The sequence below is a fragment of the Bacillus sp. V33-4 genome, assembly GCF_002860225.1.
Lineage (GTDB): Bacteria > Bacillota > Bacilli > Bacillales > Cytobacillaceae > Bacillus_BJ > Bacillus_BJ canaveralius.
In genome coordinates this window covers 1-17,578 of the sequence record NZ_PGVC01000016.1, presented here as the reverse complement: position 1 = coordinate 17,578, position 17,578 = coordinate 1, and the positions used below count along the sequence as shown (strand labels likewise).

11 protein-coding genes and 1 pseudogene are annotated in these 17,578 nt (G+C 42.6%); 10 read left to right on the top strand and 2 right to left on the bottom strand.

What is annotated here, in order from left to right; genetic code table 11:
- Window positions 1-118 precede the first annotated feature (118 nt).
- The 8 genes from CVD23_RS06335 (at window position 119) to CVD23_RS06300 (ending at window position 12,175) form a co-directional block, all read left to right on the top strand.
- On the top strand, window positions 119-409 hold the full coding sequence (locus CVD23_RS06335) for a type II toxin-antitoxin system prevent-host-death family antitoxin (RefSeq protein ID WP_101665507.1): 291 nt from the start codon (window positions 119-121) through the stop codon (window positions 407-409).
- 1,148 nt (window positions 410-1,557) lie between these two features.
- Complete coding sequence (gene grpE, locus CVD23_RS06330; protein WP_180955572.1) at window positions 1,558-2,205, top strand: nucleotide exchange factor GrpE; 648 nt, start codon at window positions 1,558-1,560, stop codon at window positions 2,203-2,205.
- The gene (locus CVD23_RS06325; protein WP_101665506.1) at window positions 2,192-4,051 is read left to right on the top strand and encodes an Hsp70 family protein; all 1,860 of its coding nucleotides are present in this window, start codon (window positions 2,192-2,194) and stop codon (window positions 4,049-4,051) included. The genes grpE and CVD23_RS06325 overlap by 14 nt, the downstream gene beginning before the upstream one ends.
- A gap of 15 nt (window positions 4,052-4,066) precedes the next feature.
- On the top strand, window positions 4,067-5,314 hold the full coding sequence (locus tag CVD23_RS06320; RefSeq protein ID WP_142382831.1) for a J domain-containing protein: 1,248 nt from the start codon (window positions 4,067-4,069) through the stop codon (window positions 5,312-5,314).
- A gap of 96 nt (window positions 5,315-5,410) precedes the next feature.
- On the top strand, window positions 5,411-8,137 hold the full coding sequence (locus CVD23_RS06315; RefSeq protein ID WP_101575854.1) for an MBL fold metallo-hydrolase: 2,727 nt from the start codon (window positions 5,411-5,413) through the stop codon (window positions 8,135-8,137).
- 18 nt (window positions 8,138-8,155) lie between these two features.
- Window positions 8,156-8,404 carry a DNA-binding protein gene (locus CVD23_RS22185; protein ID WP_101575853.1) on the top strand — a complete coding sequence of 83 codons (249 nt, stop codon included), beginning with the start codon at window positions 8,156-8,158 and terminating at the stop codon, window positions 8,402-8,404.
- Window positions 8,405-9,159: 755 nt separating this feature from the next.
- A complete protein-coding gene (locus CVD23_RS06305) occupies window positions 9,160-10,629 on the top strand; it encodes a protein adenylyltransferase SelO (RefSeq protein WP_101575852.1) in 1,470 nt (489 codons plus the stop codon).
- Between the two features lie 451 nt (window positions 10,630-11,080).
- Window positions 11,081-12,175, top strand: coding sequence for an NAD(P)-dependent alcohol dehydrogenase (locus tag CVD23_RS06300; RefSeq protein ID WP_101575851.1), 1,095 nt, complete (start codon window positions 11,081-11,083; stop codon window positions 12,173-12,175).
- Between the two features lie 348 nt (window positions 12,176-12,523).
- On the opposite strand, the gene CVD23_RS06295 is transcribed toward CVD23_RS06300, so the two are convergent.
- Window positions 12,524-13,678: an MGDG synthase family glycosyltransferase gene (locus CVD23_RS06295; protein ID WP_101575850.1), complete on the bottom strand. Its 1,155-nt coding sequence runs from the start codon at window positions 13,676-13,678 to the stop codon at window positions 12,524-12,526.
- 156 nt (window positions 13,679-13,834) lie between these two features.
- Between CVD23_RS06295 and CVD23_RS06290 the strand changes: the two genes are divergently transcribed.
- On the top strand, window positions 13,835-15,253 hold the full coding sequence (locus CVD23_RS06290) for an MFS transporter (protein WP_180955571.1): 1,419 nt from the start codon (window positions 13,835-13,837) through the stop codon (window positions 15,251-15,253).
- 318 nt (window positions 15,254-15,571) lie between these two features.
- Entirely contained in the window at window positions 15,572-16,636 is a 1,065-nt protein-coding gene (locus tag CVD23_RS06285; RefSeq protein WP_101575849.1) for a bifunctional transcriptional activator/DNA repair enzyme AdaA, read from the top strand.
- 121 nt (window positions 16,637-16,757) lie between these two features.
- On the opposite strand, the pseudogene CVD23_RS22690 reads toward CVD23_RS06285, so the two are convergent.
- Window positions 16,758-17,467: pseudogene (locus CVD23_RS22690) on the bottom strand (M24 family metallopeptidase).
- Between the last annotated feature and the right edge of the window lie 111 nt (window positions 17,468-17,578).

Here is a 17,578-nt window from a genome sequence, read left to right as displayed (position 1 = left end):
GAAACCTATAGAATATATAGAAGATAGCTTTTACATCGTATCCTGCTGTAAATTTTGATGTTGTATTTTACGAAGTATTATCATACAAAAATAACAAACAAGCGGTGGAGGTGTGAAAGTGCCAAATATTAAACCGGTTTCTGATTTAAGAAACTATAACGATGTTCTCCGTTCCTGTCAGGTTGGTGAGCCTGTATTTCTGACTAAAAATGGAAGAGGTCGCTATGTCCTTTTGGATATACAGGAGTACGAAAGGCAGCAGGCCGTGATAAACCTGCTGACCAAGCTCTCCGAAGCAGAGGATGTTATTAAAACAGGAGAGGAATGGAAATCACTCGACGATCTCAAGAAGCATTGGAGGTCCGAGTGTGAAATTCAAAATCCGAATCAACCCTGTCGCAATAGATGATGTTCAAGAGATAAAGGGAAGGAATTTATAAGAAATAATCGAAAAATAGTAAAGGTTAAGAAATTCGTTAATCTAACAGACTGCAGTTGAGTTGAATAAAATAGTAAAAGCGATTCACTAAGTTTTGTTAAATTAATTAAGTGAAGAACGAATTATTACGTCCGCAACGATTACTACCGGCGAAAAAAAATGACGAAAAAAAAGCAATTACAAACGTTGATGTAAATGCGAGATATACAGCCAGAGATAATTGGAAAAAAAGACGACTCTAAATTCAAAGATCGAATTAGAGTCGTCTTTTTTGATGAGTCAATTGAGAGAATAACGTCAGTTTTTCAGCGGCCTCTTTTTTTGCGGGCGGGCTTCTTAACTTAGACTCCTTGCATGTGGTTTCGATTTATAAAATTCACAAGAACACCCGTGATTTCAATCGTGGGATGAATGGGAATGTATGTTCCTTTTTTAATGGACCTCCCTCACTATTTAGCAGTATAATTTAGGTGGAGGGAGGTAAGATCATGTACAGCACTTATCAAATTAGAATTTAAAAAGGGCATCGATTTTATCGTTACTTTGACGAAGTATGCTTTCATGCAAAAAATTTCTATAATACAGCGAATTTCTATTTCAGACAGATATTCACTTCTTTATTCTAATAGCGAATCATTACATACACACCAAATAGAGATCATGGGACTCGTTGATGAATATTTGCCTATAATGAATCAAATCAAGTTGGAATACGTTGAAAACCGGAGGCAAAAGGAACTCAAAAGGATCTGGAAGAGCGAAAGGCAATAAATGAATCAACCTTTTTTGAAAAACCAACCACAATCAACAATCTTGTAGGTTTTGGCTTTTTGGATGCTCTTTTCAAAGCATCGAGGCAGCCCGATTATCTGTCATTGCCTTGACAGGTGATGAAAGTGGTGTACAAAAATTGGAAATCCTTTTTAATAGACTCAAAGACTATAAACTGAACCCCCATAAATACACAGGCAGGCCTAAATTGCCAAAATACGCGCCCCCAAAGAATGGCCGGAAAGAACGCCTTTTTTCAATAGAATCCCGTTACTTGAGTAATGGAAGGCTCATAACTTAGCATGATACAATTACTATAGAATGATCAGTAATGAGGAGGTCTGCACGTGGGATGGTTTTGGAATAAAATAAGAAAGTCTTCTCCAGAATTGGAAGCGATTGAGCAATTGAGCGAACAGAACAGCCTGCTCAAAGAGCAATGCAGGTTACTTGGCGAACAGATTGCAAAATTAAGCCGGCTTCAGTACAAAACGAGTAAGGATACACAAGAGAAACTGGATCTCTTAAATGAATCCCTCGATTCGGTCATCAAAAAGCAGGAAGCTTTTGACGAACAAAAGCAAGCGCAAAAAGATCGGGACGAAACAAAACTCCAAGAAGCGGCTCAATCATTGATCCACTGGCTGGATGATCTTGATTTGGTTAACTCCCGTTTAACCGGGGAAAACCAGGATTCCTGGAAAAAACTAATGGAACAATGGATTGAACAGCTTTTGGCTCTGCTAACCAAGTTGGAAATTCAGGAGCTGAAAGTGCTGGGGAGCAGTTTTGATTCAAGAGTGGCAGAATCTATTGGAACCGTCTCAAGGACGGAAGCAAAAACGAATAATGATAGAATCGTCACTTCAAAGGCCAATATACCCTATCAAATCGTGGAAGTTGCCAAAAGAGGATTTATCTCGAAAAGCGGTACATTGCTGCGAAAGGCGCAGGTTATTACATTAGAAGAGGAGAATCCAAATGCCGAATCATGAAAATGTTCATTTTCGTCCGATAGTGGGAATCGACTTGGGCACCACAAATTCAGCTGTTGCGCATATCCATAATGGAAAACCGGAGATCATTCTTTCACCAAAAGGGGAAAGGATTATTCCCTCTGTCGTACTGATTGACCTGAAGAATAATGTCATTGTCGGGGAAGACGCCAGATCCGCACTTGTTGCGATGCCAGACCGGTCCGTGAGTGCCATCAAACGAAAAATGGGCCTAAATGAACCTGTGTCGATCGCTGGACAAGCCCTTCTTCCACAGGAAGTATCGGCTCTTATTTTACAAGAACTCAAATCCTATGTAGATGCCATATATGGTGAAGGAGAGAAAGAAGCAGTCATCACGGTTCCTGCCTATTTTACAGATGAACAGCGCAGGGCAACGAAGCAAGCTGGTGAGCTTGCCGGCTTTGTCGTGGAACGGATTATTAATGAGCCAACCGCTGCTGCCCTTGCTTTTGGGCTGGAACATACGGATGAGGACCGCCTGTTCCTTGTTTATGACCTTGGAGGAGGTACATTCGATGTCTCTGTCGTTGAGATGATGAGCGGCCTGCTTGAGGTAAGGGCATCAACCGGGAACCACCGGCTTGGCGGAGAAGATTTTGACTGGAAGTTAGTAGACTTTTTATCTGAGAAAATAGTAGAGGAGAGCGACATTGATCCCCGAAATGATATCAGGGCGACGGCGCTGCTGAAAGAAGAAGCAGAAAAAATCAAGATGCGATTGAGTAAGGATTTTGTTGTGCCAGTTGAGCTGCCATTGGTCACGGTAAAGGATAATGAACCAGTTGGCATTTCAACGGAGATTACACGTGAACAATTTGTTGGTTTAATCGATGGGCTCCTGCTTGAAACGATGGAGAGTGTAAGCAGTGTCCTCAAGGATGCCCAGATCAGCCCGGCAGATATTGAAGAAGTGCTGCTTGTCGGCGGCTCGACCAGAATACCGAGGGTTCGGGAACTGATTCAAGACATGTTCGCCAAAAGCCCGAGAACAGATGTAAATCCTGATGAAGCAGTCGCGCTGGGCGCCGCTGTCCAGGCTGGATTAAAATCAGGAGCTTTATCTGACAGCGGCCTTGTCGCTACCGATGTGGCCCCGTTCTCCATGGGAATTTCGGTCCTGAAAGAATGGATGGGCCTCACCAAACGTCCCGGCGGCTTTGCACCCATAATTCCACGAAATACGACGATACCTGTGACAAGGACGGAAAAATTCGGCACATCTGCACCGGGGCAGACGGAGGTCGCCATCGAGATTTTCCAGGGCGAACATGAATGGGTGAAGTATAATCACAGGTTGGGAGAATTTTTGCTTTCCGGGATACCGGCGAACTTCGACAAGCAGGAAGAAATTGACGTAACCTTCCGATATAACCTGAATGGAATCCTTGAGGTATCCGCAAAGTGTGTTTCCACAGGAAAAGAGATGAGCGTTATCGTCCAGGACGGATTGCAGCGCGATTCACAGAAAGCCTTTCAGGAAAGTGTCCAACGCCTTGAAGACTTATGGAAGAACGCGGATCAGGATTTGGACGATGAAGAATTAATAGATGCAGATTGGGAAGAGATGGAGGATTTATTGGATGACACAGAGCTGGACGAGTTCGATATTGACAATGAGCAGGCCCCGTCCGTCCTGCATGAAGAGGCAGTCCAGCTTCGCGAACGGGCTGTGAAAATGATGGCTGAGCTTGATGCTGATGGCCAATCCAAGGCTCGACAAGTTATTAATTCCCTGGATCAGGCGATTGCGGGGGATGATCTTGAGCATTTGCGAAATGTTATTGATGAAGCAACTGACGCCTTGATCGATTTGGAATTGTAAGGGAGGGGCATTATTGTGGAAACAACTAAAAAAAAGCGCAAAAGACAGGGCAAGCCGAAGGTAGAGAATCTGTATAAAATTCTCGGGGTTCGTTCCAATTCCAAGCCGGAAAAAATAAAACAGGCTTATATCCAGCAGGTAAAACAATACCCGCCGGAACAATTTCCCGAAGAATTTCAGCGGATCAGAAGGGCATATGAAACTTTGCGCGATCCCTTAAAGCGGGAAGAGTATGATTTGATGCGGAAATACGGCGGTTCCCTGGAAAAAATGATGGAGGAAGCCGTAGAATGTATGGAACAGGAGAATTGGGACCAGGCTGAAAAAATGTTTTCCAATATTTTAAAAATTGCTCCGAAAGCGGTCGGTGCCCGAATTGGCTTGGCGCAAATTCAGCTTAATAACAATGATCTGGATGCATTTGATAAGCAAATGGAAATCCTCTTCGAAGAGGCTGATTCTGTCGAGAATAAGGTGAAGTCGCTTGCAATCAAGGCAAAAGTGCTTAACGATATGGACTTTCCCGAAAAAGCGCTTGACGTGTTGATCCTGCTGGGTGAACGTTATCCTGATCATTTAGATGAGTACAGATTTATGTTCATACAGGTCTATCAAGCTTTAGGGCGGGGGGAAGACGCTTTAAAGATGATCGAATTGGAGCTGCCGGCACTGGAGACGCAGGAACCTGATCACATATTCATTTTTATTGAATGGGTTAACGCCATGATTGAACTGGGGAAGTGGCAGCTCGCTGACAAAATCCAAAAGCGGGTCAGAAAGTTTTTAAAATCCTTAAAAGATGAAGATGATAAATTGATGGCAGCGAGCGCCTTAATCAGTGAGTATGAAGGCTACTATGGGGTGGGTGCTTTCAGGGAAGCCAAGTTCTATATGGATTTGCTCTATGCCCTTGATCCGAAGCATCCTTTAGTTCGGCACAACAGATCAGAAGTGCAGGAGCTCGCACGGGTCCAGAAGGAAATGGGCCGCATGGCAAAAGATGATGAGCTGTTCCCGCTTGTTTCAATACAGGCGATGGAATGGTTTGTGGAAGAATTCAGTGATAATGCAATATTTCCAGATATGATATCTCCGGAAATATTACAAGAATTTAATTTTATGGATGAGGAATATGCTGCAGGAATCAAACGGCTGAAAAAGAAATATCCCCTTACCTACCGGCGTTATCAGGAAGAATGGGAAGAGTTGTATGAAGAAAAAACTTCCGGATTAAACCGGGAAGCCCGCCGACGGTTAAAGTAAATTCTTGATTAACTAAAGGGTGCCTGACCCCCTGTTACGTGACACGAACCGGGGGTCAGCACGATTTGACAAGGCACAGCAGAAAAGGAGATAACAATGAAAGTGAGTATATTAGGTGGTGGCAGCGAGGTTGGAGCTTCCTGTCTGCATATCAATATGGCGGATACAAATCTATTAATTGATGCGGGGATGAGGATGCATGGGGATGAGTTGCTTCCTGCCCTGGGAATGCTGGACAGCCTTGGAAAACCGGATGCCATTTTGGTAACGCACGCCCATGCAGACCATATTGGCGCACTCCCTGTTGTCCATTCACTTTTTCGGAAGATCCCGATTTATGCAACACCTCCAACCGCAGATCTTATGAAAATAATGATGAAAGATTCATATAAACTATTAGAACAGCGATCCCGTGAGGCCAATACTTTGCCTCCATATACGGAAGAACAGGTAAACTCCCTGCTGGATTCGTTGCTTCTTTTTCCTGCGAGCGGGACGTTGCGGATTGGTAATGTAAAAATAACCAGCTTTCGTGCCGGCCATATTCTGGGGGCGGTCATGTTTCTCATTGAAGGAGAAGGAGAAAAGCTGCTTATAACAGGTGACTTGAGCTTCAAAGCGGGCCGGACCATTCCGGGTGTCCAGGTTCCCTATGATATTCAGCCGGATGTGGTCATTATGGAGTCCACTTATGGGAACCGGGCCCATACCGACCGGAACACAGAGGAAAGACGTCTTGCCGAGCATGTTGCGGAAGTGGTTGCCGGAGGGGGCTTTGCGCTTATTCCCGCTTTTGCTCTTGGACGGGCACAGGAGATTTTATTGATTCTGCAAGATTACATGGAAAAAGGGCTAATCCCGGAATTTCCTATCTATGTAGATGGCCTTGTGACACCAATCAGCAGGATTTATAAAAATTATCCCCATTTTTTAAAAGGGCCGGTAGCCCATCGCATTTTGAAAAACGGCGATGTATTTTTAACGGAAGGCCGATGCAAGGCTGTTCAGCCAAAAGAACGCGATCAGGTGCTTAAGGGCAAGCCTGGATGCATTGTTGCATCATCCGGCATGCTGACGGGCGGGGCCAGCTCCTGGTATGCAGAAAGGCTGGTATCCGATGAAAAAAACGCGATTTTTATCACCGGCTACCAGGATGAAGAAAGTCCAGGTAGAAAACTGTTAAACCTTGCCGATGGCATTGAAAACCAGCTGAAATTAAACGGGACAGTCTATCAAGTAAGGTGCCGCGTTGGAAAGTATGGTTTATCCGCGCATGCCGATGCACATGAAATGAACCGTTTTATCCAGGCATTAAAGCCTACTTATACATTGCTTGTCCACGGCGATGATGATGCAAGGGTCCAGCTGGCAGATTTAATTGACCCTAGGTTCCATCCGATTTTAGCAGAGAATGGCGAGTCTTACCCGTTCGCAAAACGGGCGTCAGGAAAAGGTTCAACTGGCAAAAGATATAGGGCAAACGATGAAAGCATGAAGCTCAGGGAAAAGATTGGCAGCCTTATACTCTATCAGCCTGAAAATGAAAACATTTTTAAGCTGGCAATTTGCACAGGCATTCACCCCAAAACAAACTCATTTATTTGCCAGACACTTAAAGGAAAGCAGCTCAGGCTCCATGCGGACCAGGTTACAGAAACGATTGACAGCTGGAACCGGTCGATGGAGGAACTAAGAGAGGCGGCTGGAAACGTTTTATCCTTTGTTCGGCCTTTTCTTGAAAAAATAAATTGGAGTTCTCTGCCCAATCAAACTCTCACCCTTAAAGATATTTATACTGCGATTCAAATTAGCAGCCTACGGGAGAAACTGGCTGTAGCATTGGCTCTGCAAGGCATTCCATCTGAAAACCGTATTAATAATCAAGACGGCACAAACAATTATAAATTCGACGCAAAAGTTAAGCAGCAGCTGGGCTCAATGGAGTTGCCGATTCAGGGAATTAAACATAATCCCACTGCAGCAATGGAAACCGTCCGAAGGCTCTTGGCCGATAATCCACGGTTTATACGCTGCGGTGTGGATGAATTAGGAACTGATGAAGAAAGGCTTACGGTCTACTTTGATTTTCCAGATGCTGTGCCAGAACGTGAGAAAAGTGAACTTTATGATTTGATCAGGAAGGAAACAGGTTGGGCAGCCAGCTTTTCAGATTCTGTCCGCCAGGATCTTTTGCAAACCCGGCTCATAAAGCTTCTGGGCCGTTCAATTGGTTCCCCCTCCATACACTTAAATGACCGGATAGTGGCTGTGGCGGTTGACAAGCCAAACGATGGCGATAAGATCATTGATAAATTTAAAGAAGAAACTGGGTTCACCCTGCAATTTAATATGGGATCTTCGACGTCTTCTGCCAACAATTTCGATGAAATCATTCAATCCAATATTCGTTCAAAACGCCTTGAAAATAACCAGGCGATTGAAGAAGCGAAAAAATGGGCGGCGGACCGGGGGATAACCATCTATAAAACGGGAATAAAACAACAAGATGGACAATGGGTGATGGAAGTCCACTTTATCTCACCAGAAATAGCCATGGAGCATGAAACCGACTTGGAGGAACTATCCTACCGAATCGGCATGCCGGTTACGTTTGCAAAAAATCCGAAGCAAAACGAAATCATCCGCCTGACACTTGAAGTTATTCCAGAAACTTGGGAATTAAAGAAAAATCCTTCGGTTCATATCGATAAAAAGACAGTTGCTATAAAACTGGCGTCGTCGCCGGACGATAGAGATATACAGCAAATTAATGATCAGCTGAAAAAAGAAACTGGGTACGCTTTGGAAGTTAATTTTTTATAGAGGAAGGAGGTTAGAACAATGAAGCTTGGTTCAGAACAACGCCCGATTATTGTAAAGGTTCAAACAGATGAGAAAATAGGCACCATTACTAAAATATGTAAACATTTCGGCTGGCGTTTTATTATTGGCATAGAGCCTATGGAAGATTTGACAGATCTGAGGGCTGCATTGAAGGATGCATTGACGCCTGGAGATGTGTACAGTCTATGTCCTTGTGGAAGCGAAAAAAATATAAGTTTTGCTGCGGAAAAAAATGAAAAACTTTGATGTGAATGAATACATCAGGAATTTTCAGTTTAAGGAATCGTAACAGGCGCGCACAGAAAATGAAAAGACTGTGTATTAGTGCGCCGTCTAATTTGTGACAAAATCTATGCTAGTCCTAATGGCTTTTCGTTAATTTGGAGCAGAATATTGCAATGCAGGTAGAGGTATAATACCGCCCCATTGCTTAAAGTAGTTATAGTCGCCTTTAGTGTAGTGTCTGAGAAAAGTAATCCACACATGTGGGTGCGTTGCGTGGACACAGGGCCAATAGCCCTTGCTTTAAGCGATATACAGGGTTTTAGCCTAATAACAAAGTATGTTTTTGTGTTCCCTCAGACTGAAGGTTTGAGGGAATTTTTTATTAGGGTTTTATGAGCGTTATATAATATATACATTTACACATAATTAATACTTTTGTGTGCCTGTTTTAAAGAATGCGTTTTTAAGATCATTTCCACATTATATGAAGTATTGAAGCGCACAGTTAAGAATATAGGGAGTAACGGAGGTGGAGGTCGCTTCCATGTTTTTAGCCCTAACGTCTCGGATTTCAGTACATACCTTCAAAATATTAAAGGGCTTCATCCTTGTGTGGAAAGGGTATAATAAATTGGAAGAAGTAGACATTATAAAGGGCTGCCTTGTGCTGATATGGAAAGCAGACAACTAAAAAATTATAAAGAATGCCTATGATTTTTGTTTTATGTAAAAGTAAAATTAGGATACAGAAAGAAAAAAGAGGAAAAGGAGATACGATGACAAAAGAAATAAAAGAAACAGGATGGAACTTTGACAATAGTTATGCCCGTCTGCCGAAATCATTTTTTACAAGTCTTAACCCTACCCCAGTACGCTCACCGAAGCTGATCATTCTCAATGATTCACTGGCAGCATCGCTGGGTTTGAACGCCGAGGCGCTGCAAAGCGAAGATGGCGCAGCTGTGCTTGCTGGAAACCGGATTCCTGAAGGTGCTTTGCCTCTTGCTCAAGCTTATGCGGGGCATCAATTCGGGCATTTTACGATGTTAGGGGACGGCCGGGCCCTGCTGCTAGGCGAGCAGATGACTCCCCTGGATAAGCGGTTTGATATTCAACTTAAGGGATCAGGTAGAACGCCATATTCCAGGGGGGGCGATGGTCGAGCTGCACTTGGTCCGATGTTGCGCGAATACATCATCAGCGAAGCAATGCATGCGCTAGGTATTCCTAGCACCCGCAGTCTGGCGGTGGTGACTACCGGTGAGTCAGTAATCCGCGAAACTGCCCTGCCTGGTGCAATTCTGACACGGGTGGCTGCCAGTCATCTGCGCGTCGGCACCTTTCAATACGCTGCAAAATGGGGCACAGTTGAGGAACTCCGAATCTTAGCTGATTATACACTAAAGCGCCATTTTCCAGACGTTGAAGCTGATGAGAGCCGGTATCTTTCGCTGCTTCAGGAAGTAATCAAGCGTCAGGCCGTCCTGATTGCCAAATGGCAACTGGTTGGCTTTATCCACGGGGTGATGAACACCGACAACATGACCATTAGCGGAGAAACCATCGATTATGGTCCTTGCGCCTTTATGGATGAATATGACCCGGCTACGGTATTCAGTTCCATTGACATTCATGGCCGCTATGCCTATGGCAATCAGCCGAATATTGGGGGGTGGAATCTCGCGAAATTTGCTGAATCCCTATTGCCGCTGCTGCATGCAGACCAGGAGGAGGCTGTCCAACTGGCCCAGGATGCGATTTCAGAATTTCCGGAGTTGTATCACCATAATTGGCTCGCAGGAATGAGAGCAAAATTGGGGATATTTAACGAAGAGAAACAGGATGAATCCCTTATTGAAGACCTCCTCAGTATGATGCAGAAGCATCGTGCGGACTATACCAATACCTTCCGCGCATTAACTTTTGATAGACATGAGGATACGGTCCTGTTTGGGACCCCGGAATTTGCTCAGTGGCATGAGCTGTGGCAGGAAAGGCTGGGCAGGCAGGAGCAGTCGAAAGCCTCCTCGAGTCAGTTGATGCGGAACAGCAATCCTGCGGTAATCCCTCGGAACCACCGGGTAGAAGCAGCACTGGAAGCCGCAGTGAAACAAGGAGACTACAGCGTGATGGAAAGGCTTCTTGATGTTCTTTCAACTCCTTACGGGCACTCCCCAGAACAGGCTGAATACGCCACACTGCCTGCGCCATCAACCCGTCCTTACCGAACCTATTGCGGGACATGATACTACAAGCTAGGGATGGTTCTATCTGCTTTTCTCAACCAATTTGACGCCTTGTCATGGTTTACTATTAGTGCAAGATAATGCTACCCCTTTACTTGAGGTAGCATTATTTTAGTTTATTATTTCTTCTGTTCACCTATTTGGTAACTTTACCCTCATTTTTTATGGTGAAAAGGGATAGGTTTCTTGGTCAATATAGTGACTAACGAAGCAGGTTTGTTTAGGGAAAAGGATGCCACAGTTGAAAGAAAATAGCTATGTTCAATCTCCAATTTTTTATATTCAAATATTCATTTTTTTAAATGATTACTGACGCACTTTCTTGAACATACTAACGATGAAGATTCAAAAATTGTTAACATCTCTACAGAATCAGAAGTGATAAAAAGAGGTAATCTTTATATAAGCTATTATTATAGTGATAAAACATTTACCACCTAGGAGGGAAATTATGCAAACTAAAGCTGCAGTCACATTCGGTAGCGGGGAACCATTTGAAATCACAGATATTACTATTGATGAGCCACAAGCAGGTGAGGTATTAATCCGTATTGTTGGAACGGGGATTTGCCACACGGATATCCTTGCACAGACCCAAGCATATCCCGTCCCTCTTCCTGCTGTTCTAGGTCATGAAGGGGCTGGTGTTGTTGAAAAGGTAGGATTGGGTATTACGCACATCGCACCAGGCGACCATGTTGTACTGTCGTATAGTTCTTGTGGTACATGTGAGAATTGTTTAAGCGGTAAAGCTTATGCTTGCGAATCATTTTATGATTTAAACTTCGGCGGCAGAATGATTGATGGCACAAGCCGATTACATAAGGATGACCAGGACATTTCTAACTTTTTTGGCCAGTCGAGCTTCGCCTATTATGCAGTAGCATCTGCACGCAACGTCGTGAAAGTTCCAAAAGACGTACCGCTTGAAATGCTCGGACCACTTGGATGTGGAGTTCAGACAGGTAGCGGGGCTGTATTAAATAAATTAAAGCCTGAGCATGGTTCAAGCATTGTTGTTTTTGGATGCGGCACTGTTGGGTTAAGTGCGATAATGGGTGCCAATGTAACTAATTGCGGTATTATCATCGCAGTTGATGTCCAAGAAAACCGTCTGGAATTAGCAAAGGAATTAGGCGCAACCCACACCATCAACGCCAAAGATGGTGATGTTTTGGAAGCTATTATGAAAATCTCGCCCAAAGGTGTAAATTACGCCATCGAATCCAGCGGAAGGCCTGATAATACAAGATTGGCTGTTGATTCCCTTGCTGTGTTAGGAACAGCTGTACAAGTAGCAGGGGGGCCAGTTGGGTCAGAAGTAAGCTTAGATATTAATACGATCCTATTTGAAAGAAACCTGAATGGCTTCCTGATGGGAGAAGGCGTTCCGCAAATATATATTCCTAAGTTGATTGAACTGTACAAAAAAGGTAAATTTCCTTTTGATAAATTAATTAAATACTACACATTAGAAGAAATCAACGAAGCAATCCAAGATACGAAAAAAGGCACAACCATTAAACCAATTATTAAGTTTGGGTGACAATTTTATATCACCAGCTATGGATGGTTTGTGACAATTTTTTTCTCGTTAAAAGATTTGTTTAAAGGTGTTGGAATATTAGTATTGAGTATATCTTTCATTTCCTGGGTGTTGCCTGTTTTTAAACAACTAAACGGAACATCAGAAAAAGAATTTGTAGAAGAAACTTTTTAAAAAAGTGACGGTGGATTTAAGGAGATTAATGGACTTAAACTCGATCGTTCTGTTGTAATATAGCCGATGCACCGACTGCCAAAATTCATAACTGAACTATGGCTTAGCTCCACTCGGCAATCAAAGAGTTCTAGGTAGTGGAGCAGGCCAATGCAGTTGTACTTTTGGGTAAGACTACAAGTATTCTTGATAAAAGGAAAGTTCAGTCTCTGCTTCAAAATAATGCCCGTCAACATTTAAAATAAACTCCAAAATATCCTCTGCTGCATGTGCATTTATAAATTTTCTTTGGCTCTTTATAATGTTATTTAGCTTTTCACCATCATTTTCAAGTAATGCGGTTATTGTTTGTTTGATGTCGCTTGGATTCTTGCATATTACGCCCAAATTTGACCTCTCCGCAAATGCAGGATTGTCTTCTTCCTGGCCAGGCAATGCTCCTGTTATAATTAACGGTGTGTTGGAAGCGATCGCCTCAAACATGACATTGGGACTGCCGCGTGTAAAGGCAATGTCAGAAGCAAACATTAAATCTTGAATGTTTTTTGTAAAACCGTATATCTCAACTTTATCTCCATATTGGCCCTTAAGCGAGTGCTCCAGCTTTGCCTTTAGCTTTTCATTTCTTCCTGCAACGATTTTTACTGTGCAATCAAAATGATCGAGCAGATTTTCCGCAATTTTCTTCATGTTTCCTACACCTTCACCACCACTCATGATTAAGCATTTTAAAGGTGCGCCGTCTTTATCACGTACTTTTTTATGTATGCCTTTTCGGAAAAACCTCGAACGTACCGGAAATCCGAGCACTTTTATGTTTTCATCTGGAATGCCATATTCTATACACTTATCCCGCGCTTCAACAGTCGGGCTGATAATGTAATCAGCGCGTTTATCCGCCCAAAGTGGGTAAATGTTTACAAGATCGGCGATAAGGATAATAAAAGGTATTTTAAGATGTTGTTTGTCTAATATATTTAGAACAGAACCGTTAAAATTAGGGTGGACTGATAAAATCAAATCCGGACGTACTTCATCCAGCAATGTTAAAAAGTTATCTCTGATCTGTGATTCTATAAGGCCATTAATTAACGATGGCGTCATAGAAGACAAGCTCCATACCATCTTCCATAACTGCTCCGTATTTCTCGTTATGGGCCCGTAAGACTTACCGATGTTTTGAAGGAGTTGTCCGCCAAGCGAAAAGCCATCTACTACATGGATTTTAACGTCATCGCCAAGTCCGATCTTTTCGCACAAAGATTCTGTTATACTTTTATGTCCATGACCTGTATTGTCGGATGAAATGATGAGTATTTTTTTGCTCATTTTACCAAGCCCTTCATAAAAGACGTATAATCAGATTATAACAAAATCAAAAGTTTGATGCTCGGTTACATAAATTCTTAATACAATATTAATATTTTGGTATGCATTCATGTTATAGGTCTTTCAACACATTGATAAAGGGGCTATAAAATTATTTTGAAAAATACTAATGTGAAAATAATCTATTCTATATTTGTATTTATCGCGTTGGCAGCGTTTGATCATATCATCATTGGGTTATTTCCGCCGCTGTTTCAATATATAGCTGATGATTTAAATGTGCCCATAGCCAGTCTCGGTATTGTTTCAGCTATTAATATATTAGTAACAGCGATTTCTTCAGTTTACTGGGGATATCTTTCAGGTAGATTTAATCGCAAAAGACTTATTATTATCGGAACATTAATTTGGGTCTTATCAGTATTTCTAACATCGATAAGCACCAGTTATATACAGCTACTAATATTTCAGATCTTAACGGGAATAGGTTTAGGATGCATTGCCTCTATTGGATTCAGCGTATTGACAGATTATATCCCGTATCGAAAACGTGGTATGGTTCTGAGCCTTTGGGGCATGGCGCAAGGCTTGGGGGGAATTGCTGGGGCATTGTTGGCTTCTTTAACTGCATCAAACACTAATTGGAGATGGCCTTTTGAATTAGTAGGGTTTATAGGCTTTTTTCTGATTGTCCTCTACCTGTTTGTCAAAGAACCATCAAGGGGGGAATCAGACCCCGAGCTGAAAGGCTTCATTAAAAATGGACAATCCTACAACTATTTTATTGAAGCAAAGCATATATTAGGAATTCTATTAAAGGGCAGTAATGTGTTTCTGTTTTTGCAGGCATTCTTTATGAATATTGCAACAGGAAGTCTCATCTGGATTCCAACCTTATTTATCTTCAAAATCATCCAGCAAGGCTACAGCATGGAAACAGCAGTGATTGCCTCCGGTTATCTTTATGCTATATTTCAGCTTGGCGGGATGATGTCAATTTACTTGGGCCATCTTGGTGATAAACTTCAAAAGAAAACCTTTAAGGGCCGAGCTTATTTAACCGCGCTCTTCGTATTTGTGACGATGCCGCTTTATGTACTTATGTTTTCAGTTCCAATGGATAACCTGTCTTTGCCTAATGACAACAATCCTATATTCATTTTGGTCAGTATCATCAAGCAAATATTTGTGAATCCATGGATGGCCTTATTGTTTGTGTTATCGTTTTTTGCGTCTGCTGCCCAATCTGCCAACACACCAAACTGGCTGGCGCTAATCACAGATGTAAATCTTCCCGAGCATAGAGGTACAGCCTTCAGCGTCGCCAACCTTTTCAACAGTTTAGGAAGAACGATTGGAAACGTAGGAGTTGGTGTTTTGCTAGGTCTCATTTCCGTTCGCTTCCAAGAACCGTACAGCTATATTATTACTTTGTCGATACTGCAAATTTTCCTTATTCCCTCGGCAATATGTTATATAAAAATGGCGAAAAAAAATGTTGCCGACATCAACAAAGTTAAAGAAACACTTAAGGCAAGATCGGAACAAAATAGGAGCCGTGCGTTATCACAATGAATTTCGTTGACAATAGAGACGGAAGCAGATTATGACATAACAAAAACAGGTCGCCCAAATGAGAATTTTTATAAGTAATGCCTATATTCATTATTATTCTTGATCTTTTTGATGAAAATATAATTTTCGTAGAGATCACATCAATAGTTATAGACTTCATTTATAACCAGTTACCATTGATGTAAATCGGTATTTGTCCGACAAGATTCGATGTCTTCAAATGAAGTATTTATAAAAATCAATGCCTGAATTTCGGCGACGGTACTCCTTTTAAGACATTATAATGGTATTAGTTAACCTATCTGAAGGAGGGCGAGCATGATAACTGCAGATAAGAGAGAGTACTATCAAGCCTTGATCGACAAAAATACAGAATACGAAGGTGTCTTTTATGTCGGGGTCAAAACTACCGGTGTGTTCTGCCGCCCGACCTGCCCTGCAAGAAAGCCGAAATTCGAGAACTGCGAATTTTTTGAAAATGCCCAGCAAGCACTGCTGGCTTCATATCGCCCCTGTAAACGCTGCCGACCGTTGTCCCATCCCAATCAGGTCTCAGAACTTGTCCAAAAGCTTGTGGAAGCTGTTGAAGATAATCCCGAGAAACGCTGGAAGGATAAAGATTTTCGGGAATTATCGGTGGATGCATCAACGGCTCGTCGCCAGTTCAAAAAGCGATTTGGAATGACATTCGTTGAGTATGCACGGGCGCGCCGGATGGGTCTGGCGATGAAACAAATCAGGGAGGGTGAGGCTGTGATTGACGCACAACTTTCAACAGGATATGAATCGAGCAGTGGATTTAGGGATGCCTTTTCACGTATTATGGGTGCGGCGCCTACCATGCTCGGATATAATAACATCCTAAAGGCAGCATGGCTGGATACTAAGCTAGGTCCGATGATTGCAATTGCGGACGAGGAATCTCTTTATCTTTTAGAATTTGTGGATCGCCGCGGTTTGGAACGGGAAGTTGAACGTCTTAGACAGAAAACAAAATCAGCGATTATTCCCGGGCAAACAGAACCGATTCAATCGATCAAAAGTGAACTGGATCAATATTTTGACGGCAAACTAACAGAATTCAAAACACCATTATTTTTTCTTGGATCTCCTTTTCAACGTGGGGTGTGGGAACAATTGCGAAAAATTCCTTACGGCCAAACAATATCCTACTCCGGCTTGGCTGCTGCAGTTGGCAAACCATCTGCCTTTCGGGCTGCTGCAAATGCAAATGGTGCAAACCAACTCGCCATCATAATTCCATGTCACCGCGTCATTAATACAAATGGAGAGCTGGGTGGCTATGCGGGTGGCCTGACCCGCAAAAAATGGCTGATTAACCATGAAGCCAAAGCAATAATAGAACATAATAGTGCAGAATAACTTGAAAACGGATAACATAATGTGTAGTGCGTTGCAAAGATGGATAAAAAAGCAGGAACCGCAAAATAAGTTCCTGCTTTTTTATGCTTGTAAGAAACAACTGTCTGTCCAGTAGAGTTTGTTAAAAAATTAATTCTGCCAACTCCCTTGGATACTCCGTAATCAATTTTGTCCCGTCTTTAGTAAGTATCACTGTATCAGAATGTCTGAATCCTCCGACTTCAGGAATATAGATTCCTGGCTCGATTGTGAAAACCATGCCTTCTTGTAATACTAAGTTGTTATCAAAGCGAAGCGACGGTTCTTCGTGTAATCCAATTCCGATTCCGTGGCCTGTTCGATGGATGCTGTATTGTTCAAGACCTGCTTTTCTGAATATGTTCCGGGCAGCGTCGTCGACTTCTTTTGCTGTAACCCCGACTTTGATCGCTTCTAAAGCGGCAAGCTGGGCTTCATAGGCGGCCTTGAAAGCATCTTTTTGTTTGTCTGATGGTTTAAGGTTCGTTCACATTCAGCCCGGTATCCATTCAAGCCGACCTGGCGGCTGTGTACGACTATATCATTTTCTTCAAGTTTTCTTGTGTGCGAGAATGCGTGTGGCATCACGCTTCGTTCCAGCCCGGAAGGGGACATGGCGAAGAAATCCAATGTTGCATTTGGATGCTTTGTCGACGTTTCTTCTAATAAGGCTTTGTTCCCAAACTGGTCTATTTCCATTTCAGTGATGCCAGCTTTTACATTTTCTAATGAATGTGACAGGGCATGACTGACTAATCGACCGGATTCAATGATAAGATCGATTTCCTTCCATATGCTGCCGTAATTTTGCAATACGTTTGCTTGAATCCATTTTTATATCCCCTTTCATTTATAAATATATTATCACTAGTGTTGCATAAATACTGTCGAAAAATTCAATCTATTCATTCTCATGGTTTAGAG

Excerpts from the sequence above, each read along its gene's own strand:
- CVD23_RS06325 (WP_101665506.1), top strand. The coding sequence starts at position 2,192 with ATGCCGAATCATGAAAATGTTCATTTTCGTCCGATAGTGGGAATCGAC.
- CVD23_RS06315 (WP_101575854.1), top strand. The coding sequence starts at position 5,411 with ATGAAAGTGAGTATATTAGGTGGTGGCAGCGAGGTTGGAGCTTCCTGT.
- CVD23_RS22185 (WP_101575853.1), top strand. The coding sequence starts at position 8,156 with ATGAAGCTTGGTTCAGAACAACGCCCGATTATTGTAAAGGTTCAAACA.
- CVD23_RS06305 (WP_101575852.1), top strand. The coding sequence starts at position 9,160 with ATGACAAAAGAAATAAAAGAAACAGGATGGAACTTTGACAATAGTTAT.
- CVD23_RS06300 (WP_101575851.1), top strand. The coding sequence starts at position 11,081 with ATGCAAACTAAAGCTGCAGTCACATTCGGTAGCGGGGAACCATTTGAA.
- CVD23_RS06295 (WP_101575850.1), bottom strand. The coding sequence starts at position 13,678 with ATGAGCAAAAAAATACTCATCATTTCATCCGACAATACAGGTCATGGA.
- CVD23_RS06285 (WP_101575849.1), top strand. The coding sequence starts at position 15,572 with ATGATAACTGCAGATAAGAGAGAGTACTATCAAGCCTTGATCGACAAA.